This window comes from Janthinobacterium sp. 35 (genome assembly GCF_002754575.1).
GTDB classification, from domain to species: domain Bacteria; phylum Pseudomonadota; class Gammaproteobacteria; order Burkholderiales; family Burkholderiaceae_D; genus Janthinobacterium; species Janthinobacterium tructae.
This window is the reverse complement of sequence record NZ_PEFN01000001.1, coordinates 3885794-3908085: the sequence shown is the minus strand read 5'-3', so window position 1 is coordinate 3908085 and position 22292 is coordinate 3885794. Positions and strand designations below refer to the sequence as shown.

Here is a 22292-nt window from a genome sequence, read left to right as displayed (position 1 = left end):
TTCCAGCATGGATAAAACACGACAAACGGCCCTGAAAGCGGCTTACCGGCAACAAGCGCCAGCATTGGGCATCATCGCCCTGCGCCACCTGCCCAGCGGATACGCCCTGCTCGAACGCAGCCGCAACGCCCCTGGCGCGCTGAACCGCCACCGCTTCGAGCTGAACCTGGGCACGCACCGCAACGCCCGCTTGCAGGCGGATTGGCGGCGCGATGGCACGGCAGCCTTCCGCTTCGATATCATCGACAGCGTCAAGCTACCCGACGATCCCGCCTTCGATGCCGAGGCCGAACTCGATGCCCTGCTGGCGCTGCACCGCGCACAGTGGCTGGAACAGGGGCAGCCACTGTATTGAGCAATATTGCTTTACACTTGCGCACTCAAGCACTGCGCAGCCAACATAAAGAAAACCATGACCGATCACACTTCCCCGCTGCTGGACGGCGCCGGTGCGCTGGACTTTTGCCTGCGCCTGGCGCGTGCCCAGGCACTCATCGTGCGCCGCTTCGACAGCATCCTGGGCAATCTGCACGGCCTGAGCTTTGGCGATTATCAATTGCTGTACCACTTGCAGCGTGCGCCCGGTGGCCGCCTGCGCCGCATCGACCTGGCCGAGCGCCTGGCGCTGACGGCGTCCGGCATCACGCGCTCGCTGATGCCGCTGGAAAAAATCGGCCTGGTGGCGCGCCAGGCCGATGCGCGCGATGCCCGCGTCGGCTATGCCGTCATCACCGCGGCGGGGCAAGCCCTGCTGATCCACGCCGATGCGACGGCGCAGGCGCTGGGCCAGGAATTGCTGGGCAGCGCCAGCGCGGAGCAGCTGGCACCGCTGTCCCTGCTGCTGGCCGGCATCGCCGGCAGCCAGCCCGGCAACGGCTGACGCCCGCTCCTTACACCAGCGCCAGCTTGCGCAAACGCCGCGTCGACGGCCAGCGCGCCATGCCCGTCTCGTCGCGGATGGCGGCGCAGGCGGCCAGCACTCTGGCGCACTCGTCCTCGCGCAAGCCCGCATTCAGGGTCAGGCGCACCAGCGAGCGGTTCTTCGGCGTGGCCGGCGCGCAGAACACGGCGCCGTAGATGCCGTGCCGCTCCAGCGCCTTGCGCAGGATCAGGGTGTCGGGTTCAGTGCCCGCTTCCAGCGCGATGATTTGCTCGGTGCCGTCGCTGACGTTGTAGCCAAGCTCAGCCAGACCCTGGCGCAGCTGCACGCTGTGGCGGCGCAGGGCGGCGCGGCGGGCATCGGCGGCGCGGATGAAATCGAGCGCCGCATCGAACCACGCCAGCTCGTGTTCCAGCAGGCAGGAGCTGAAGATGGCGGGCCGCGAAGCGGACAGGAAATAGCCCTTGAAGCGGGCCGAACAGGTGATCAGCCCCGCGCGCCCCGCAAACGCCTTGGCCAGCGACGCCGTGCGGAAATGCACGCGCCCGGCCAGGCCCAGCTCGGCCACCAGGCCCGCGCCCTGCGGGCCGTGCGTGCCCAGCGAGTGCGACTCGTCGACGATCAGCATGCTGCCGCTGCGCTCGGCGATTTCCACCATTTCCAGCAGCGGCGCCACGCTGCCATTCGTGCTGTACAGCGCATCGACGACGATGATGCCGGGGCCATGCTTGTCGAGCTGGCGCTGCAGGTGGGCGCCATCGTTATGCAGGAAGGCCACGGGCACGGCTTGCGCCGATTGCACCCCTTCCCACAGCGAGGCGTGCGCCTGCATGTCCAGGTAGACGGGGATGCCGGGCCCGGCCAGGCTTTGCAGCAAACCCACGTTGGCGGCCCAGCCCGACTGCGCCAGCACACAGGCTTCGCTGCCGAGATAGTCCGCAAATTTTTGTTCGAGCCGGTGCTGGCGGCTGCCTTCCTGCAGGAACACGGACGACATCAGCATGGCGCCGCCGCCTTGCAAGACGCGCGCCTGGGCCGCCAGCAGCACGGTCTCGCCGGCGATGTTCAGGTAATCATTACCTGCCAGCATGACCGCACGCGCGGGCATGGCTTGCCATTCATGCAGGTGTTCGCCACCGAGCAGCTTCTCGATGCGCTCGACGTAATGTTCATCCATGCGTGCGCGCACGAAGGCAGGCATCTGTTGTTCGGCATGGATGGCGCGGGACGACAGGGGAAAAAGGGCGTGTGACATAGGGCACTCCTGATTGGTTGCGGGGGGAACTACCGCGTCCAACATGCGCGAGCCATCCGGCAAGAGTTTGATACAGCTCAACAGTTATGCCGATATTCTGCTGATAAGGAAGGAACCCGCCGATCATGTTGCATTGACACGCCTCAACGAACACGTCCCCTGATCATGATGCACGTGCAGTCCCCTTCCGGAAAACGGTGGCAAGGCAAGCTGCTCCAGCCTTTCCTGCATTTCCACGACGCCATCGAACACACACCCGTGCGACGCGCGCAGGTGCGGACGCTGGCGCTCATCGGCGCGCTGGGGATGCCCCTGTACTACGCGCTGTGGCATTATTTTTTTCCGCAAGAATACGAATCGCCGCTGCTGCGCACCATCTCCGCCCTGCTGTTCCTGCCCGCGCTGTGGCCTGACCGCTTCAGCAATACCTGGTTCAGCGTGTACCTGTTCCTGGGGCTGACCTTCGAACTGCCGTTTTTCTTCACGTACATGTTCCTGATGAACCACGCCTCGGCGCTGTGGATGCATTCACTGCTGGTGGCGCTGATCGTGCTGTTTCACTTCGATACGCGCATCGCCGTGCTGGCCTACCTGAGCGGCACCCTGCTGGCCTGCCTGGCGTTTGCCGTGTTTGGTGATCCCGCCTTTTTGCTCAGCGGCGACGTCTTGCAGCAATTGCCCGTGCACTGGTTCACGATTGCCGTGCTGTCGGTGGTCAAGGTGGGGCGCCATGTGGGCGCACAAGAGAAACTGGCCGGGCTGGCAGCCGGACTGGGCAGCGTGGCGCACGAATTGCGCACGCCCCTCGTCAGCGTCGAGGCGAACGTGCGCGGACTGCAGCGCAAGCTGCAAGACCAGCCGCCCGACGCGGCCAGCCTGGAAGCGCTGGCGCGCATCCAGTTCGAAGTACGCCACATGCACCACATGATCGATTTGTTCCTGCTCAGCGCCAGCGCCGTCAATCGCAAGCTCGAAGCGAACGAAGCGGTGGTCATGCACGACAGCGTGGCGGCCGTGCTGCGCCGCTATCCATTTACCAGCACGGCCCAGCGCGAGATCGTCAAGGTCGAGGTACGCGCCGATTTCACGTTTCCCGGCCAGTCGGAACTGTGCGTGGTGATCCTGCTGAACCTGCTGCGCAATGCCTTGAAAAGCATCCACCGCGCCGGCAAGGGCCGCGTGCGCATCATCATCGATGGCGCCCATCCCGTGCCGCGCCTGCTGTTCATCGACACGGGCTGCGGCATCGCGGCCAACCGCCTGCCGCTGATCTTCGACCGCTTCTATTCGTATCCTGCGCACAACGGCAGCGGCATCGGCCTGGCCCTGTGCCGGCAAATCATGCAAGCCTGGCAGGCGCGCATCCGCTGCGTGGCGCGCGAAGGCGCCTATGCCATCTTCGTGCTGGAATTTCCCCAGCCCCTGCCCGTGCCCACGCACACCCGTTTTCCATCCATCCACCGCGCGAGGTGACGCATGCAACTGCCCGTCTACACCCATCCGACCCTGACCGTATTGATCGACGACAGCGATTCCTTCCTGAAAAGCCTGGCATTCCAGCTCGATCCCGGCCTGGCGCGCAAGACTTTCCACGACACCAGCAGCGCCTTGCACTGGCTGCGCCACAGCACGCAACTGGGCGAGACACCGCTGCACGTCAATTTCGACACGCAAAACTTGCCGCCCGACCAGCGCAACGTGGCGCTCGATCTCGAACGCATCTGGCGCATCAGCGGCCAGGCGCAGCGCTTTGCCGTGCCCTCCGTGCTGGTGGTCGATTATTCGATGCCGCAGATGAATGGCCTGGAATTCTGCCAGGCCGTGCGCGACTTGCCGTGCAAGAAGATTTTATTTACAGGGGCGGCCGATGAAAAAGTAGCCGTGACGGCCTTCAACCGGGGCTTGATCGACCGCTACATCAAGAAGAGCGACGACGATGCGCTCGACATCCTGGAACTGGAAATCGTTGCCCTGCAACGCGAATTCTTCCTGCAGCAATCGGACACCGTGCGCGACTTGCTATTGCTGCACGACTATGCTTTCCTGCAAGACGAAGCCATGGCCGCCGTCGTGTACGAGCTGTGCCAGCGTCATGGCTTCGTCGAGTTCTACATCTTTCCCAATCCCTGCGGCATCCTGTTCTTCACGCGCGACGGCCACGCCAGGCTTATGATCATCGAGACCGAGCGCAGCCTGCACACGCAATATGAAATGGCGCGCGACAGCGACGCACCGCAATCCCTGCTGCTTGCCCTGCTGGAAATGCGCGTGATCCCGTACTTTTCCGACGCCGACAGCGACGGCATGTATGCGGCGCACATCGGCGAAAACTGGTTCCGCTACTGCGCCGCGCCCACCATCTGCCTGGGCCGGGTGACGTATTTCTGGGCCCTGTTCGACGTGCCGCCGCACCAGCTGGGACAGCCGGTCATGTCCTATGCGAAATTTTTGCGCGCGGGCGCGGGCGACAGCGTCAGCGCGTAGTTGGCAACTTAGCCTTCGCGCAAGGTTTGCAGGGGCGGATGCTTGAGCACGTTACGCAAGCCCAGCCAGCCGCCGGCAATCGCGCACAGGGCGCCGGCCAGTAAACCAAACGCCCACACGCCCGGTGCAAAGCTCCAGGCGAACTTGAACTGGTACGTGGCCAGGGCCCAGCCCATGGCGGCTGCGCCCGTGGCCGCCAGCAAGCCGGCCAGCGCGCCGACGAGCGAAAATTCGATCAACTGCGCCTGCGCCAGCTGGCGCCGCGTGGCGCCCAGCGCGCGCAGCAGGCCCGCTTCGCGCGTGCGCTCGTCCTGCGAACCCATCAGGGCCGCATACAGCACCAGCAAGCCCGAGGCCAGCGTAAACGCGAAGAGGAATTCGACGGCCGTGACCACCTGGTCCAGCACGCCCTGGATCTGCTTCAGCACGCCACCCACGTCGACCACCGTCAAATTCGGATAGTCGCGCAGCAAGGCGTTACCCAGGTCCGCCTGCGCAGGCGGCAGGTGGAACGCCGTGATCCACGTCTGCGGCGTGTCCGCCATGGCGGCCGGGTTGATGATGACAAAGAAGTTGACGCGCATCGAACCCCATTCCAGCTTGCGCAAGCTGGTAATGGCCGCTTCGACGGGCTGGCCGGCGATGTCGAAGCGCAGCTTGTCGCCCAGTTTCAGTTTCAATGTCTTGGCGATGCCCTCTTCCACCGACGCTTCAGCCGGCGCACCCGGCGCATTGGCGAACCACTTGCCGGCGACCAGCTTGTTTTCTTCCTGCATCGTGGCCATCGTCGACAGGTTGAATTCGCGCTCGGCCAGGCCCTTGGCGCGGTCATCCTCGTAGGTGGTTTCCGTGATGGCGTTGCCATTCACGGCCACCAGGCGCCCGCGTATCATCGGATACAAAGGTGCGTTGGCCACGCCGGCCTGCGCCAGGCGCGCGGCGATGGGGTCTTTCTGTTCCGGCAGGATATTGATCATGAAGCGGTTCGGCGCGTCCGGCGGCGTGGCGTTGCGCCAGGCCACCATCAAGTCGCCGCGCACCACCGTCAGCAGCAGCAGGGCCATCAGGCCCAGCGCCAGCGACACCACCTGGATCACGGTGGCGCCCGGACGGCGCTGCAAGGACGTGACGGCGAAGCGCCAGCCCTGGTGATTGAAGGCGCCGCGCAGGGTTTTCAGCGATTTGATGCCGAGCCAGCCAGCCAGGCCGAACAGGGCGAAGCCGCCGAGGAAACCGGCCGCCGTCAGCAGCGCCAGTCTCACGTCGCCCGCCTGCCACAAGAGCAGCACGACGAAGGCGGCGATGCCCAGGCCATAGGTGGCCAGGGCCAGCGCCTGTGGCGGCTCCTGCTCGCGGCGAATCACGCGGTTATGGGGAACATTGCGCAACTGCAAAATCGGCGGCAGGGCAAAGCCCAGCAACAGCAGCATGCCGGTGGCCACGCCCTGCAGCGCGGGCAGCAGGGAGACGGGCGGCAAGTCGCTCTGCACCAGTTTGCCCAGCAGCTCCAGCAGCACCAGATGGCCGCCGAAGCCCACCATCACGCCGATCAGGCTGCCCACCAGGCCCACCAGTAAAAATTCGATCACGTACATGGCCGTGACCTGGTTTTGCGTCAGTCCCAGGCAGCGCAGCATGGCGCAGGCATCGAGGTGCCGCAGCATGAAGCGGCGCGCCGCCATCGCCACGGCGACGGCCGCCAGCATGGCCGACAGCAAGCCGACGAGCGAGAGAAAACGGTCGGCGCGGTCCAGCGTCGATTGCATCTGCGGACTGCCCGATTCCAGCGACTCGATGCGCACACCTTTGATGGCCTGCGTCTTGATCTGGCTTTCCAGCCAGGCTTGATATTGCGCAAGCTCGGCCGCCTTGGCGGGTGGTGCCGACAGCAGCAGCCGGTACGACACGCGCGAGCCGTTCTGCACCAGCGCCGTGGCGGCCAGGTCGCTCAAGGGCAGCATCACGCGGGGGGCGAAGTTCAAAAAGGAAGCGCCGCGGTCCGGTTCGGAGGCGATCAGTTGCGTGACGGTAAATGCCTTGTCGCCCAGTTTCAAGGTGTCGCCCAGTTTCGCGTTCAGGCTGGACAAAATCGCCGCATCGACCCACAGGGTGCCCGGTGCCGGCACCTGGTCCGTTGGCCGTCCCACGGCATCCTGCGCTTCGCTCAGTTGGGTGGTGATTTTCAGCTTGCCCCGCTGCGGGTAGCCGGGCGAGACGGCCTTGATGGACGCCAGCTGCGAGCTCGACTGCTCACCTTCTCCCGCCTGCGCCATGCTGGGAAACGTCACCGTATCGGCCAGGATAAAACCGCGCTGCTGCGCTTCGGCACGCCATGCCGCATTGACGGGCTGGTCGGCGCTGATGACCAGGTCGGCCCCCAGCAGCTGGTGCGCGTCGCGGTTCAGGCCCGCGCGCAAACGGTCGACGAAGAAGCCCACGGCCGACAGGGCCGCCACGGCCACGATCAGGGCGACGAGCAGGAAACGCAGTTGCCCGGCGCGCCAGTCGCGGCCGGTCATTTTCAGGGAGAGGCGGAACATGGGCGGCGGGTCTTTATTCAGGTTTACTGCGCGGCGCCGTGGGCGGCCGCGTGCTGGGCGAAATACGCATCGACGGTAGCGAGGAACGCGTCTTTTTGCGCCTGCGGCAGGAAGGCGGCAATAAAACCGTTGCGCGCCAGGCGCTGCGCGTGGGACAGGCCCAGCGGCAACGCGTCGAAGATGGCGTCGAAGTTATCGTTCATGTAGCCGCCGAAATACGCGGGGTCGTCGGAATTGACCGTCACGAGCAGGCCGGCGTCGAGCAATTGCACCAGATTATGGTCATGCATCTGGTCGAAGACGCGCAGCTTGGTGTTCGACAAGGGGCAGACGGTCAGCGCGATCTGTTCGCGTGCCAGGCGGGCCGTCAGTTCCGCGTCTTCCAGGCAGCGCACGCCATGGTCGATGCGTTCGACTTTCAAGTCGTCGAGCGCCGTGCGGATGTAGGCTGGCGGACCTTCCTCGCCCGCATGGGCCACCAGGTGCAGGCCCAGCTCGCGGCAACGGGCAAACACGCGCGAAAATTTCTCGGGCGGGTTGCCCACTTCCGACGAATCGAGGCCGATGCCGATGAATTTGTCGCGGTGCGGCAGCGCGTCTTCCAGGGTCTCGAACGCTTCTTCCTCGCTCAGGTGACGCAGGAAACACAGGATCAGGGCCGCGCTGACGGGGCTGTCCTGGCAAGCGCGGTGAATGCCGTTGATCACGTCGGCAATCGGCACGCCGCGCGCCGTGTGCGTTTGCGGGTCGAAGAAGATTTCCGTGTGCAGCACGTTATCGGCTTCGGCGCGGCGCAGGTAGGCTTGCGTCATGTCATAGAAATCCTGCTCTTTCAAGAGCACGCTTGCGCCAGCGTAATAAATGTCGAGAAAAGACTGTAAATCCGTAAAAGCATAGGCGCTGCGCAAGTGTTCTACCGATTCATAGCCCAGCGGCACGCCATTGCGCTCGGCCAGTGCGAAAATCAGTTCTGGCTCCAGCGAGCCTTCGATATGGATATGCAACTCGGCCTTCGGCATGCCGCGGACGATCGCGCGCAATTGGGGGTTCATCATGGGGGTTCCTTATAGGGTGACGATAACAATGCTGGCTCGCGCACGCGCACGCGCGGCGCGCAGGGCCATCAGACATGCAGGCATCTTAGCGCAAGATGGCCGGCCGCACCGGCGAGCGGCCGCCGGGGCGCCGGCGACAGCAGCGCCATGGCCGGCACCGGCACGCGCTGGCGAATTGTCGTATGATGGTTTAAAAGGTACAAAAAGGTTCATTGAAATCGATGAAAAATTTGATGATTTATCCAATTAAATCAACAATTTACAAACAAGTATTAAGGATATGCTGACATATCTTTTGACTTCCTGATCCTTTAGAGCAATAATAAATTTCATGGGGTAATGGTAGGTGCAACAAGCGCTATCAACAGTGAAAAAAAGCCGGCTGGCCACGTCAGCGTACGGCATCAAGCGCCAGTTTTTTGGTCCGGGCAATCCGGACTCGCAAAGACAGCCGGGCTTGAAACAACAATAAAAATCGGTACGGGGTACAGGAAAAGTTCAGACGGCGAGCCCAGGCGAGTGCCAGGCGGGCGGCCATGGTGACTGGCAGTTCAGGTTTACATTAAAGGACATTGACATGACCATTTTTGATAACTATGCAGCACGCTACGAGCGCACCCGCGAAGAGGAAATGTCGCTCACCGAATACCTGGCCCTGTGCAAGAAGGACAAGCTGACGTATGCCAGCGCGCCCGAACGCATGCTGGCCGCCATCGGCGAGCCGCAGCTGGTCGACACGCGCAACGACACGCGATTGTCGCGCATCTTCGCCAACAAGGTCATCAAGATCTATCCCGCCTTCCGCGAGTTCTACGGCACCGAGGAAGTCATCGAGCAAGTCGTCTCGTATTTCCGCCACGCCGCGCAAGGCCTGGAAGAACGCAAGCAGATCCTGTATCTGCTGGGGCCTGTCGGTGGCGGCAAGTCGTCGATTGCGGAAAAACTCAAGTCGCTGATGGAACACGTGCCCTTCTATTGTCTGAAAGGCTCGCCCGTCAACGAATCGCCGCTGGGCCTGTTCAACGAGCAGGAAGACGGCACCATCCTGGAAGAGGATTACGGCATCCCGCGCCGCTACCTGCGCAACATCCCCAGCCCGTGGGCCGTGAAACGCCTGCATGAATACAATGGCGACATCAACCAGTTCCGCGTCGTCAAGCGCTATCCTTCCGTGCTGAAACAGATCGCCATCTCGAAAACGGAGCCGGGCGACGAGAACAACCAGGATATTTCCTCGCTGGTGGGCAAGGTCGACATCCGCAAGCTGGAAGACTATGCGCAGGACGACCCGGACGCCTACAGCTATTCGGGCGGCCTGTGCCTGGCCAACCAGGGCTTGATGGAATTCGTGGAAATGTTCAAGGCACCGATCAAGGTGCTGCATCCGCTGCTGACGGCCACGCAGGAAGGCAATTACAAGGGCACGGAAGGTTTTGGCGCGATTCCGTTCGACGGCATCATCCTGGCCCACTCGAACGAGTCGGAATGGAAGACGTTTAAAAACAACCGCAACAACGAGGCCTTCCTTGACCGTATCTATATCGTCAAGGTGCCGTACTGCCTGCGCGTGACCGATGAAATCAAGATCTACGACAAGCTGGTGGCCAATTCCTCGCTCTTCAAGGCCCCGTGCGCGCCCGGCACCCTGCGCATGATGGCGCAGTTCGCCATCCTGTCACGCCTGAAAGACCCGGAAAACTCCAGCATTTTCTCGAAGATGCTCGTCTACGATGGCGAAAACCTCAAGGATACGGACCCGAAAGCCAAATCCATGCACGAATACGTCGATTACGCGGGCGTGGACGAAGGCATGAACGGCCTGTCGACGCGCTTTGCCTTCAAGATCCTGTCGAAGGTGTTCAACTTTGACAATTCCGAAGTGGCCGCCAATCCCGTGCATCTACTATATGTACTGGAACAGCAGGTCGAGCGCGAGCAGTTCGCGCCGGAACTCGAACAGCGCTACTTCTCCTATATTAAAGAGCACCTGGCGCAACGCTATGTGGAATTCATCGGCAAGGAGATCCAGACGGCGTACCTGGAAAGCTATTCGGAATACGGCCAGAACATTTTCGACCGCTACGTGACGTTTGCCGATTTCTGGATACAGGACCAGGAATACCGCGATCCGGACACGGGCGAAAGTTTTGATCGCGAATCGCTGAACAATGAACTGGAAAAGATCGAGAAGCCGGCGGGCATTTCCAATCCGAAGGATTTCCGCAACGAGATCGTGAACTTCGGGCTACGCGCGCGGGCCTCGAACGGCGGCAAGAATCCCGCCTGGACCAGCTATGAAAAGTTCCGCACCGTGATCGAAAAGAAGATGTTCTCGAATACGGAGGAATTGCTGCCCGTGATTTCCTTCAATGCCAAGGCCAGCGCCGACGATGCCAACAAGCACGCCGACTTCGTCGCCCGCATGGTGGAAAAAGGCTATACGGCCAAGCAGGTACGCCTGTTATGCGAATGGTACTTGCGCGTACGCAAGTCATCCTAGCGCGGACAGCGGAGGCGTGCTCCCGCCCGGCGACTGGCGGGGCGCGCAAGACGAGAGGCAAGGAGGCACCCTTTGACATACCTCATCGACAGGCGCTTGCAAAGCAAGAATAAATCCGCCGTCAACCGCGAGCGTTTCCTGCGGCGTTACAAGGGCCAGATCAAGGATGCCGTGGGGCGCGCCATCAAGGGGCGCTCGATCACGGACGTCGAGAATGGCGAAAAGGTCAGCATCCCCGTCAAGGACGTGGGCGAACCGTCGTTCGGCCACGCGCATGGGGGCGTATGGGAAGTGGTCAATCCCGGCAACAAGGAATACCTGAAAGGCGACCAGATCGCCCGGCCGAAAGGCGGCGGTGGCAGTGGGCGGGGCAAGGCGGGCAATAGCGACGAGACGACGGAAGACGACTTCATCTTCGAATTGTCGCGCGAAGAATTCATGAACTATTTCTTCGAGGACCTGGAATTGCCGCACATGGTGAAAACCCAGCTGACGGCCACCACAGAATTCAAGAACCAGCGCGCCGGCTACAATATGTCGGGCACGCCATCGAACATCCATGTGCTGCGTTCCCTGCGCGGCGCGCTGGGCCGGCGCATCGCCGTCGGCGGCGGCGCCCGCAAGCAACTAGCGCAGGCCGAGGAAGACCTGGCCGCCCTGCTGCTCGACGGCGCCGCCGAGGACGACCCGCTGGTGCTGGAACTGCGCCGCGTGATCCACCACCTGCACACGCGCCTGCTGGCGATCCCCTTCATCGACCCGTTCGACTTGCGCTACAGCAATCGCATCAAGGTGCCCAAACCGATGACGCAAGCCGTCATGTTCTGCATCATGGACGTCTCCGGTTCCATGGACGAATCGCGCAAGGACACGGCCAAGCGCTTCTTCATCCTCTTGTATCTGTTCCTCAAGCGCGCCTATGACAAGATCGAGGTCGTCTTCATCCGCCACCATACGGCGGCGGCGGAAGTGGACGAGCATGAATTCTTCAATTCGCGCGAGTCGGGCGGCACCGTGGTGTCGTCCGCGCTGAACTTGCTCAATACCATCATCGACGAACGCTATGGCGCCGGGCAATGGAACAGCTATGTGGCGCAGGCGTCCGACGGCGATAACTGGGACAACGATTCCGTGCTGTGCCGCCAGTTGCTGATCAACACCATCCTGCCCAAGGTGCAGTACTACACCTATGTCGAGATCACCGACGGCCCGCAGCAAAACCTGTGGGAGCAATATGCGGGCGTGCTCGACCATCACGCCCATTTCGCCATGCAAAAGATCGTCACGCCGGCCGATATCTACCCGGTCTTCCGCGAACTGTTCAAGAAACAGGTGAAATGATGAGTGCAGCCTTTGACCGCGCCAGCAACACTCCGGGCGAACCGTTCGTGCGCCTGCGCCACCCGAACGCCCTGCCCGAGCAGTCGGAATGGACGTTCGAACTGATCGAGCAAATCCACGAGGAAATCCGCAGAGTGGCGAAGCAGTTCGGCCTGGACACCTATCCGAACCAGCTGGAAATCATCACGGCCGAGCAGATGATGGATGCCTACACCTCGGTCGGCATGCCTGTTTCGTACAACCACTGGTCGTTCGGCAAGCATTTTCTTTCCACCGAGAAAAGCTACAAACGGGGCCAGATGGGCCTGGCCTACGAGATCGTCATCAACTCGAACCCGTGCATCGCCTATTTAATGGAGGAAAACAGCCTGACCATGCAGTCGCTGGTGATCGCGCATGCGGCCTACGGCCACAACTCCTTCTTCAAGGGCAACTATCTGTTCCGCGCCTGGACGGATGCGGACGCCATCATCGACTATATGGTGTTTGCCAAGAATTACATCGCCGAATGCGAGCAGCGCCATGGCGTCGATGCGGTGGAATTGCTGCTCGACTCGTGCCACGCCATCCAGAACTATGGCGTGGACCGCTACAAGCGCCCGGCGAAACTGTCGATGGAGAAGGAATATGCGCGCCAGAAAGAGCGCGAAGCCTATGTGCAGTCGCAGATCAACCAGCTGTGGCGTACCCTGCCCCGGCGCGAGGAAGACGAGGACGAGGATGAGCAGCGCAAGGCCGCCCCCCGCTTCCCGCCCGAAGCCGAGGAAAACCTGCTGTACTTTATAGAGAAGTACGCGCCGCTGCTGGAACCGTGGCAGCGCGAGATGGTGCGCATCGTGCGCAAGATTTCCCAGTATTTCTATCCGCAGCGGCAAACCCAGGTCATGAACGAAGGCTGGGCCACCTTCTGGCACTACACGATATTGAACCAGCTGTATGACGAAGGCGTGGTGGGCGACGGCTTCATGATGGAATTCCTGAAAAGCCATACCAACGTGGTCTACCAGCCGCCCATCGACAGCCCGTATTACAGCGGCATCAACCCGTATGCGCTGGGTTTTGCCATGATGAGCGACATCCGCCGCATCTGCGAGCATCCGACGGACGAAGACCGCGCCTGGTTCCCCGACATTGCCGGCAGCGACTGGCGCAAGAGCCTGGACTTTGCCATGCGCAATTTCAAGGATGAAAGCTTCATCGCCCAGTATCTGTCGCCGCGGCTGATCCGCGAATTCCATTTCTTTGCCGTCCTCGACGACGACAAGAATGAAAAACTGGCCATTTCCGCCATCCACGACGATGCCGGCTACCGCTACGTGCGCCAGCAACTGGCCGAGCAGTACAACCTGGGTAACCGCGAGCCGAACATCCAGGTCTGGTCCGTGAATACGCGCGACGACCGTGCATTGACCCTGCGCCACACGCAATTCCAGCGCCGCCCGCTGAACCAGCAGGCAGTCGAAGTGCTCAAACACGTGGCACGGCTGTGGGGCTTCGATGTGCACCTCGATACGGTCGATCCGCAGGGTGTCGTCCTGGGCACCCTGAATTGCCGGCGCGAGAAGCGCAACCGGCGCGACGATGCGCCGGCAAGGCCATAAGTAGCCTTCTTGGCAACCATTTTAGCAAGAACATAAGCGCATCCTATGCCGCCATAGGAATTCAGTATGGCCTGGCGACGTCGAAACGGCCGCCAGGAGCGTCTTTTTTGACCTGGGTGAAGTTCCTTTCGCACCCGATTGGTGCGCGCGTATGGCGAAGTGGTCTGGTTCAGAGGCAAAATATTTCCTAGGAGAAATATTTTTCTCCAAATTTAGCGGTTTCCATATTGATTATCACGAAATATAATTCCGTCATATGGGCACATCGGAGAACTTAGCAGTAGTCGCCCAAAACGGCTGTAAAAAACCGATAAGACCGCCTTTTTTTATGTCCGAAAGCGTGCAAAGATGACATAAGCAAGTACGTTTTCAGGGCGCAAAAGCGCCAAAAATTTAACCGGTTTTAGGCGTTAAAAATCTGTGTAAAATAAAGAATTCGTATGTATAATTCGGCGACGTCCCGGATACGGCTGGAGCTTTGTGTCGTCATTTTGGGGTTCAGTTGCAAGACAAGAGATGGTATTTGGAGAAAGCAGGCATGAATTTTTCGAACGAGAAAAGTCCCAAGAACTACACAGGCATCACTATCGTTGTCCTGCTGCACGTTCTCGCGGCTTACGGGATCGTGACGGGCTTGGGCAAGCGGTTGGTCACCAAAATGATGGAACCGGTTGAAACCAAGATTATCGAGGAAGTCAAACCGCCTCCACCGAAGGATCTTCCACCGCCACCACCGCCGCCAGAAATGAAAGCGCCACCGCCGCCATTCATTCCGCCAGTCGAGGTGAACGTGCAGCAGCCGCCACCACAGCAGAACGTGATTGCAAATACGACTGCCGTGAAGCCAGCGACGAATGTATTGGCACCGCCAGCGCCGCCTGCACAGCCTGCGCCAACTCCTGGACCAGCCAAATCGGTGCGTACACCGGCCGTGGTTGACTTCAGTGTCTGCGAAAAACCGGCTTATCCAAAGTCGTCGCAGCGCAATGAGGAAACCGGTGTGGTGACACTGTCGTTCCTGATCGGTGTGGACGGCAAGGTCGCTGATTCGAAGATCGTGAAGTCCAGCGGCTTCAGAGACCTGGACAAAGCTGCAGTGCAAGGTATCAGCCGCTGTACATTTAAGCCGGCAACAGTTGACGGCAAGCCGGAACAAGGCTGGCAGCAAATGCAATACGTTTGGTCGCTGGATTAACACCCGAGACAGTTATCCCCTGTCTCACACCATGATTTCGTTGTCATTACGTTCAGCGATCTGTTATTTTTAATTTTGGAGGAAGCATGTTTAAGAATACCCGTTTGTCCGCATTTTTTGCCGCGGTTCTGTTGTCCGTTACCGCCACTACCGCTCTGGTAGCAGCTCCGGCATTCGCTGACGCGCCAGCATCGGCTGCCGCTTCGGCTCCTGCGGCAGACGCTGCACCAGCACCAGTTGCAGCAGATGCCGCTGCTCCAGCAGCAGACGCAGCAGCTCCAGCCGCTGACGCAGCAGCTCCAGCCAAAACCGAAGAAGTGCACAACCCGTTCGGCCTGCAAGCAGTGTGGGACGGCGGCTTCGTGCCACGCGCCACCCTGATCATCATGGTCATCATGTCGATCGGTACCTGGTACATCATCATCACCAAGCTGATCGATCAAATGAAGATCTTCAAGCAAGCTAAAGAAGCCGCTGCCAAATTCTGGAAAGCACCTTCGATCGCTGCTGGTTCGGCAACCCTGGAAGAAGGTTCGCCATTCCGCTTCATCGCTGAATCGGGCACCAAGGCAACAGCACACCATGACGGCGCCCTGCTGGAACAAATCGATCTGTCGACCTGGGTGACGATGTCGATCCAGCGCGCTTCGGACAAAGTCCAATCGCGTCTGCAAGATGGCCTGTCGTTCCTGGCAACCGTTGGTTCGACCGCACCGTTTATCGGTCTGTTCGGTACCGTTTGGGGTATTTACAACGCACTGACCGCTATCGGCATGACCGGTAACGCATCGATCGACAAAGTGGCAGGTCCAGTTGGTGAAGCACTGATCATGACCGCTTTCGGTCTGCTGGTCGCTGTTCCTGCCGTTCTGGGTTACAACTGGCTGGTGCGTCGTAATAAAACCGCAATGGAAGACATCCGCTCGTTCAGCGCCGACGTTCACTCGGTACTGATCTCCGGCGCCATGTCGACCAGCGAAGCTGGCCGTGCTGCCGGCGCTAAAAAGATCGGATAAGTCATGTCGATGTCCGTCGGCTCCGACAGCGGAGAACAAGATCAGGTAATGTCAGAAATCAACACGACGCCGCTTGTCGACATCATGTTGGTTTTGCTGATCATTTTCTTGATTACGAGTCCGGTTGTCCTCAAGCTGCAGAAAATCGATCTGCCGATTGAGACGAACCAGGCCCTGCAAACCAAGCCGCAAAACGTTAACATCGTTGTTAACAAGGACGGCGAGATTTACCTGGGCCAGACCAGACTGAAAGACACGAACGAGCTGTTCGATTATCTTAAAGTTGAAGCAGTGAAAGTACCGCAGCCGGAAGTACACGTTCGTGGCGACCAAGAAACACGCTACGAATCGATCGGCCGGGTTATTTACACGACCCAACGTGCCGGGATCCAGAAGGTCGGCTTCATCACCGAACCACCTGACAAGAGCTGATAGCGACTGACAGCGGCGCCCCGGCAACACAGGGGCGCCGCTGAAGGAAGCTTGCCGGGCGGCAGTTTCGCCCGGTGCTTCGTTGGACTTCTTAAAGGAAACACTATGAGTATGAATGTCGGTTCGGGAAGCGCTCCAGGCGCGGATCCGGAACCAATGATGGAACTGAACATGACGCCCCTCATCGACGTGATGCTGGTGCTGATTATCATGTTGATCATCACGATTCCTAAGCAAAACCACTCGGTGAACTTGAACATGCCGGTCGGCACCCCGCCGCCACCGACAACCGAACCAGTGGTCGTCACGATCGATGTCGATTTTGACGGTACGATCTTGTGGGACAATCAGGTCGTTCCTGACCGCGCTTCGCTGGAAGCCAAGCTGAGCAACGTTGCTGCGCAAGCAGACCAGCCGGAAGTGCATCTGCGTCCGAACAAGCTGGTGGAATACAAAGTCGTCGCCGGTGTGATGGCGTCGGCGCAGCGTCTGGGCGTGACCAAAATCGGTCTGGTCGGCAACGAGCAATTCCAGTAAGCTGCAGCAATCAGGTTCTCTTTACATCCGAATAGGCAGGACTTCCTGCCTATTCGCTTTTTACTGAAAGACTTTCTTATGTCCAAGTTTCGTCTCGCTCATCTCGGCCTCGTCATGGCCGCTATCGGTTTTACCGCAGCAACTCCCGTAATCGGCCTGGGCTCGCTGGCATACGCCGCGGACACCGTGCGTGCCGAAGTGGGCAAGCCACTGCAAGAAGCGCAAAAACTCGCTAGCAGCGGCAAAAACAAGGAAGCGCTGGCCAAGCTGCGCGAAGCTGACAGCGTCGGCGGCAAGACCGCCTTTGAAAGCTACCAGATCGAGCGCGTACGCGCCTCGGCCGCTGCTGCCGCCGGCGATAACGGCACCGCCATCAAGGCTTTCGAAGCCGTCATCAATTCCGGCCGCCTGAGCGCCGCCGAAGCCCCCAAATTCACGCAAGCGCTGGCAGGCATGTACTACCGCGCCAAGGACTGGCCGAACACCATCACCTGGATCAAACGCTCGCTGAAAGACCGCGAAGATCCACAGATGCGCGAACTGCTGATCCAGACCTACTACGTCAGCGGCAACTACGCCGAAGCGGCGAAAGAACTGCAATCGCGCGGCGGCAACTCGGAAGCGAGCCTGCAAATGCTGGCCAACATCCAGTTGAAGCAAAACGACAAGGCCGGCTATGTGGCCACCCTGGAAAAACTGGCCTCGGCCTATCCGAAAACCAGCTACTGGGCCGACCTGCTGAACCGCGTTTCGGGCAAACCTGGCTTCTCGCAACGCCTGAGCCTGGATGTCCAGCGCCTGCGCCTGGCCAACGGCCTGTTCACCAAGCCGTCCGAATACATGGAAATCAGCCAGCTGGCCTTGCAAGCAGGCAATCCAGGTGAAGCATTGAGCATCATCGAGCAGGGCTACAAAAAAGGCGTGCTGGGCACCGGCGCCGACGCACCGCGTCACCAGCGCCTGAAAGACCTGGCCCTGAAAACCCAGGCCGACCTGAAAGCCGGCGCCGCCAAGTCGGAAGCGGAATACGTCAAGAACAAGGACGCCGACAGCTTGAGCAAGCTGGGCTTCGCCCTGGTCTACGATGGCCAGGCCGACAAGGGCCTGGGCTTGATGAATGATGCCGTGAAACTGGGCACCGCCAAGTACGCGGAAGAAGCCAAGCTGCATCTGGGCATCGCCTACATGCACGCCGGCAAGAAGTCCAATGCCACGACGGCGTTCAAGGCCGTCAAGGGCACGGATGGCGCGGCTGACCTGGCCCGCTACTGGACCCTCATGAACAAGTAAGACAACACGTCCAGGGCGTTGTTGCCGCGTCTCGCCCTGAACATGTTGTCAAGCCGTTAGTTCCCGAAAAGCGTTGCCAGCACACCCGCCGGCAACGCTTTTTGTTATTTCAGCAGTGAAATTCGCCCTGCGCCAGCCCTGCCGGGTGTGCATCCCTGAAACAGTCCGTATAATCCCCCTTTTGGCACAGTTTTCATCAGATTCCTATGAAGGTATTCCGCGGACTTCCCAATGCCCAGGCACGAGCGCCTTGCGCTCTGACCATCGGCAATTTTGACGGTGTCCACATCGGCCATCAAGCCTTGCTGGCGCGCGTGCGCGGCGCGGCGACCGAACTCGGCATTGAAGCGGCCGTGATGACATTCGAACCGCACCCGCGCGAATTCTTCGCGCAGCGCGCGGGCGACCTGTCGAAGGCGCCGCAGCGCATCGCCAACCTGCGCGACAAGCTGCAATCGCTGGACGACGCCGGCATCGACAGAGTCGTCGTCGAGCACTTCAGCGCGCAATTTGCCGCCTTGACGCCGCAGGAATTCACGCAAAAAGTCCTCGTCGACGGCTTGCACGTGAAATGGCTGATGGTCGGCGACGATTTCTGCTATGGCGCCCGGCGCGCCGGCGACGTCGCCATGCTGCAGGAAGCGGGCCGCGAACATGGTTTCCACGTAGAAACATTGCCCACCGTCATGAATGGCAGCACGCGCATCTCCTCGTCCGCAGTGCGCCTGGCCCTGGCCGCCGGCGATTTCCCGCTGGCCACGCAGTTACTGGGCCACCCGTACGCCATTTCCGGCCATGTGATCCACGGCCAGAAGCTGGGCCGCACCCTGGGTTTTCCCACCCTGAACCTGCGCGTGGCGCACCGCCCCGCCCTGTCCGGCATCTTCATCGTGCAAGTGCACGGCCTGGCCTCAACGCCGCTGCCGGCCGTGGCCAGCCTGGGCGTGCGCCCTACCGTCGACGACAGCGGCCGCGTCTTGCTGGAAGTGCATCTGTTTAATTTCAATCAATCCTGTTACGGCAAGCTGGTACGCGTGGAGTTTTTGCAAAAACTGCGCGACGAAGAAAAGTATGACGACTTGCCCACCCTGACGGCCGCCATCGAGCGCGACTCGAACCAGGCGCGCGCCTATTTTGAGCAACGCAGCGGCGCCATTACCGCTACCGACCGAATTTGACGCCGGCCAACTCCGCCGCCTGGCGGCGCCTGCCGCCGCAAACCCGCTACAAAAATAGACTCCATACCATTAAAGAAGATTATGTCCGATCAAAACAAGCCAGCCACGCCCAAGCAGAACAAGAAGCCTGAAAGCAAATACCCGGTCAACATGACGGAAACCCCGTTCCCGATGCGCGGCGACATGGCCAAGCGCGAACCGCAATGGGTACAGCAATGGCAAGACAAGAAGATTTACGAGCGCGTGCGCAAGGCAGCAGCCGGCCGTCCTAAATTCATCCTGCATGACGGTCCGCCGTACGCGAATGGCGACATCCACCTGGGCCACGCCGTCAACAAGATCCTCAAAGACATGGTCGTCAAATCGCGCTCGCTGGCCGGCTTCGACGCGCCATATGTACCGGGCTGGGATTGCCACGGCATGCCGATCGAGATCCAGATCGAAAAACTGCACGGCAAGAACCTGCCGACGGCCGAGGTGCTGGAAAAGGCCCGCGCCTACGCCAACGTGCAGGTCGAGCGCCAGAAGAAGGATTTTATTCGCCTGGGCGTGCTGGGCGAGTGGGATAACCCGTACCTGACCATGGCCCACGGCAATGAAGCCGACGAGTTGCGCGCGCTGGGCAAGCTGCTGGAAAAAGGCTATGTCTACCGTGGCCTGAAACCGGTCAACTGGTGTTTTGATTGCCAGTCGGCGCTGGCGGAAGCTGAAATCGAATACGAAAACAAACGCGACCCGGCCATCGATGTTGGCTTCAAGTTCGCCCAATTCGACAAGCTGGCCAAAGCCTTCAATCTGCCGACACTGCCGACCGAGAACGGCTTCGTCGTCATCTGGACCACCACGCCTTGGACCATCCCGTCGAACCAGGCACTGAACGTCCATCCTGAATTGAAATACGCGCTGGTCGAAACCTCGCGCGACGGCCAGCCTTTGCTGCTGATCCTGGCGCAAGACCTGGTCGAATCCTGCCTGGCGCGCTACAAGCTCGATGGCACGACGATCGCCACCTGCGACGGCGCCGCGCTGGAAGGCATCAGCTTCCGCCATCCGCTGCACGCATCGGATGCTTTCTACGACCGCCTGTCGCCGATGTACCTGGCCGACTACGTGACCGCCGAAAGCGGCACGGGCGTGGTGCACTCGGCGCCCGCGTATGGCGTGGACGATTTTATCTCGTGCAAGGCGCACGGCATGAAGGACGACGACATCATCAAGCCCGTCATGGGCGACGGCAATTACGTTTCGACCTTGCCCCTGTTCGGCGGCATGAGCATCTGGGACGCGTCCAAGCCGATCTGCGCCGCCCTGAAAGAAGCGGGCGCCCTGTTCGAAGTCAAGATGTTCGACCACAGCTACATGCACTGCTGGCGTCATAAAAAGCCTGTCATCTACCGCGCCACCTCGCAGTGGTTCGCCGGCATGGACGTGACGCCGAAAGACGGCGGCCCGACCCTGCGCGAGACGGCATTGAAAGGCATCGCCGAGACCGAGTTCTTCCCGGACTGGGGCCAGGCGCGCCTGCACGGCATGATCGCCAACCGTCCCGACTGGACCCTGTCGCGCCAACGCCAGTGGGGTGTGCCGATGGCTTTCATCGTGCACAAGGAAACGGGCGACCTGCATCCGCGCACGCCGGAACTGCTGGAGCAAGTGGCCAAGCTGATCGAAAAAGACGGCATCGAGGCATGGCAGGCGCTGGACTTGAAAGACCTGATCGGCGACGAAGCGGCCATCTACGCCAAGAACAAGGACACGCTCGACGTATGGTTCGATTCCGGCGCCACGCACCAGACGGTATTGGGCGGCCCGCAAGGCCATGGCTCGCACTCGACGCAGCTGCAATTCCCGGCCGACCTGTACCTGGAAGGCTCGGACCAGCATCGCGGCTGGTTCCACTCGTCCCTGCTGGTGTCGTCGATGCTGAACGGCCGTCCGCCGTATAAAGCCCTGCTGACGCACGGCTTCACGGTCGACGGCGAAGGCAAGAAGATGTCCAAATCGCTGGGCAACACGCTGGCGCCGCAAAAGATCTCGGACACCCTGGGCGCCGACATCCTGCGCCTGTGGATCGCCTCGACCGACTACACGGGCGAGCTGTCGATCTCCGACGAGATCCTGAAACGCGTGACGGAAGCGTACCGCCGCATCCGCAACACCCTGCGCTTCCTGCTGGCCAATACCTCGGACTTCAATCCGGCCACGGATGCCGTGCCGGTGGCGGAAATGTTCGAAATCGACCGCTATGCGCTGGCCAACATGGCCTCGCTGCAGCAGCAGATCGAAAACAACTACGCGCGCTACGAATTCCAGCCGGTGGTGTCGAAGCTGCAGACGTACTGCTCGGAAGACCTGGGCGGCTTCTACCTGGATATCCTGAAAGACCGTTTGTACACCTCCGGTTTGACGTCGCACGCGCGCCGTTCGGCGCAAACGGCCCTGTGGCATATCACGCAAAGCCTGCTGCGCCTGATGGCCCCGGCCCTGTCGTTCACGGCCGAAGAAGCATGGGCCGTCTTCGCCGGCGCGGAAGCGTATGCCGCCAGCGATGAAACCATCTTCACGCAAACCTGGTGGCAGCTGCCGCAAGTGTCGGATGCGGCCGACCTGCTGGAGAAATACACGGCCCTGCGCGCCGTGCGCACGGACGTCACAAAACAGCTGGAAGACTTGCGCACCTCGGGCGCCATCGGCTCGTCGCTGCAGGCGGAACTGACGATCAAGGCCGCGCCGATGAAGTACAAGCTGTTAACCACCCTGGGCGAGGACTTGAAATTCGTCTTCATCACCTCGCAGGCCAGCGTGGCCGAAGTGAGCGACGAAGCGGCAGAGGAAGTGGTCGTGGCCGCGTCGACGGCGCCGAAGTGCGAGCGCTGCTGGCACTACCGTAGCGACGTGGGCACGGACGCCGCGCATGCTACGCTGTGCGGCCGCTGCGTCAGCAACCTGTTTGGCGCGGGCGAGAAACGCCGCTTCGCCTAAACAACG

17 protein-coding genes are annotated in these 22292 nt (G+C 60.8%); 14 read left to right on the top strand and 3 right to left on the bottom strand.

Going from position 1 to position 22292, the window contains the following annotated elements:
• The first annotated feature begins 7 nt into the window (after positions 1 to 7).
• Together CLU93_RS17385 and CLU93_RS17380 are read left to right on the top strand one after the other, a co-directional pair.
• Entirely contained in the window at positions 8 to 355 is a 348-nt protein-coding gene (locus tag CLU93_RS17385) for a GIY-YIG nuclease family protein (RefSeq protein WP_099762474.1), read from the top strand.
• A gap of 57 nt (positions 356 to 412) precedes the next feature.
• Complete coding sequence (locus tag CLU93_RS17380) at positions 413 to 880, top strand: MarR family winged helix-turn-helix transcriptional regulator (protein WP_099762471.1); 468 nt, start codon at positions 413 to 415, stop codon at positions 878 to 880.
• 10 nt (positions 881 to 890) lie between these two features.
• Here the strand turns inward: CLU93_RS17380 and cqsA are convergent, their stop codons facing one another.
• Positions 891 to 2135: an alpha-hydroxyketone-type quorum-sensing autoinducer synthase gene (cqsA, locus tag CLU93_RS17375; protein WP_099762468.1), complete on the bottom strand. Its 1245-nt coding sequence runs from the start codon at positions 2133 to 2135 to the stop codon at positions 891 to 893.
• A 168-nt stretch (positions 2136 to 2303) separates the two neighbouring features.
• On the opposite strand from cqsA, the gene CLU93_RS17370 reads away from it, so the two are divergent.
• Entirely contained in the window at positions 2304 to 3608 is a 1305-nt protein-coding gene (locus CLU93_RS17370) for a sensor histidine kinase (protein ID WP_373629881.1), read from the top strand.
• Positions 3609 to 3611: 3 nt separating this feature from the next.
• Positions 3612 to 4619, top strand: a complete 1008-nt coding sequence (locus tag CLU93_RS17365) for a response regulator (protein ID WP_099762463.1) — start codon at positions 3612 to 3614, stop codon at positions 4617 to 4619.
• Positions 4620 to 4627: 8 nt separating this feature from the next.
• Here the strand turns inward: CLU93_RS17365 and CLU93_RS17360 are convergent, their stop codons facing one another.
• Complete coding sequence (locus CLU93_RS17360) at positions 4628 to 7159, bottom strand: ABC transporter permease (protein ID WP_099762461.1); 2532 nt, start codon at positions 7157 to 7159, stop codon at positions 4628 to 4630.
• 23 nt (positions 7160 to 7182) lie between these two features.
• Positions 7183 to 8214 carry an adenosine deaminase gene (locus CLU93_RS17355; protein ID WP_099762460.1) on the bottom strand — a complete coding sequence of 344 codons (1032 nt, stop codon included), beginning with the start codon at positions 8212 to 8214 and terminating at the stop codon, positions 7183 to 7185.
• A 577-nt stretch (positions 8215 to 8791) separates the two neighbouring features.
• On the opposite strand from CLU93_RS17355, the gene CLU93_RS17350 reads away from it, so the two are divergent.
• From CLU93_RS17350 to ileS, 10 genes are all read left to right on the top strand, one after another.
• Complete coding sequence (locus CLU93_RS17350; protein WP_099762459.1) at positions 8792 to 10714, top strand: PrkA family serine protein kinase; 1923 nt, start codon at positions 8792 to 8794, stop codon at positions 10712 to 10714.
• A gap of 72 nt (positions 10715 to 10786) precedes the next feature.
• Positions 10787 to 12055, top strand: coding sequence for a YeaH/YhbH family protein (locus CLU93_RS17345; RefSeq protein ID WP_099762458.1), 1269 nt, complete (start codon positions 10787 to 10789; stop codon positions 12053 to 12055).
• Positions 12055 to 13656, top strand: a complete 1602-nt coding sequence (locus CLU93_RS17340; RefSeq protein ID WP_099764441.1) for a SpoVR family protein — start codon at positions 12055 to 12057, stop codon at positions 13654 to 13656. Before CLU93_RS17345 ends, CLU93_RS17340 begins: the two co-directional genes overlap by 1 nt.
• 538 nt (positions 13657 to 14194) lie before the next feature.
• On the top strand, positions 14195 to 14851 hold the full coding sequence (locus CLU93_RS17335) for an energy transducer TonB (protein ID WP_034754161.1): 657 nt from the start codon (positions 14195 to 14197) through the stop codon (positions 14849 to 14851).
• Positions 14852 to 14937: 86 nt separating this feature from the next.
• Positions 14938 to 15867, top strand: a complete 930-nt coding sequence (locus CLU93_RS17330) for a MotA/TolQ/ExbB proton channel family protein (protein WP_165829526.1) — start codon at positions 14938 to 14940, stop codon at positions 15865 to 15867.
• A gap of 3 nt (positions 15868 to 15870) precedes the next feature.
• Positions 15871 to 16299: an ExbD/TolR family protein gene (locus CLU93_RS17325; protein WP_035821469.1), complete on the top strand. Its 429-nt coding sequence runs from the start codon at positions 15871 to 15873 to the stop codon at positions 16297 to 16299.
• A gap of 105 nt (positions 16300 to 16404) precedes the next feature.
• The gene (locus CLU93_RS17320) at positions 16405 to 16836 is read left to right on the top strand and encodes an ExbD/TolR family protein (RefSeq protein WP_176741207.1); all 432 of its coding nucleotides are present in this window, start codon (positions 16405 to 16407) and stop codon (positions 16834 to 16836) included.
• 78 nt (positions 16837 to 16914) lie between these two features.
• A complete protein-coding gene (locus CLU93_RS17315; protein WP_099762456.1) occupies positions 16915 to 18126 on the top strand; it encodes a hypothetical protein in 1212 nt (403 codons plus the stop codon).
• 206 nt (positions 18127 to 18332) lie between these two features.
• The gene (locus CLU93_RS17310) at positions 18333 to 19304 is read left to right on the top strand and encodes a bifunctional riboflavin kinase/FAD synthetase (protein ID WP_099762455.1); all 972 of its coding nucleotides are present in this window, start codon (positions 18333 to 18335) and stop codon (positions 19302 to 19304) included.
• Between the two features lie 81 nt (positions 19305 to 19385).
• A complete protein-coding gene (gene ileS, locus CLU93_RS17305) occupies positions 19386 to 22286 on the top strand; it encodes an isoleucine--tRNA ligase (RefSeq protein ID WP_099762454.1) in 2901 nt (966 codons plus the stop codon).
• Positions 22287 to 22292: the final 6 nt, after the last annotated feature.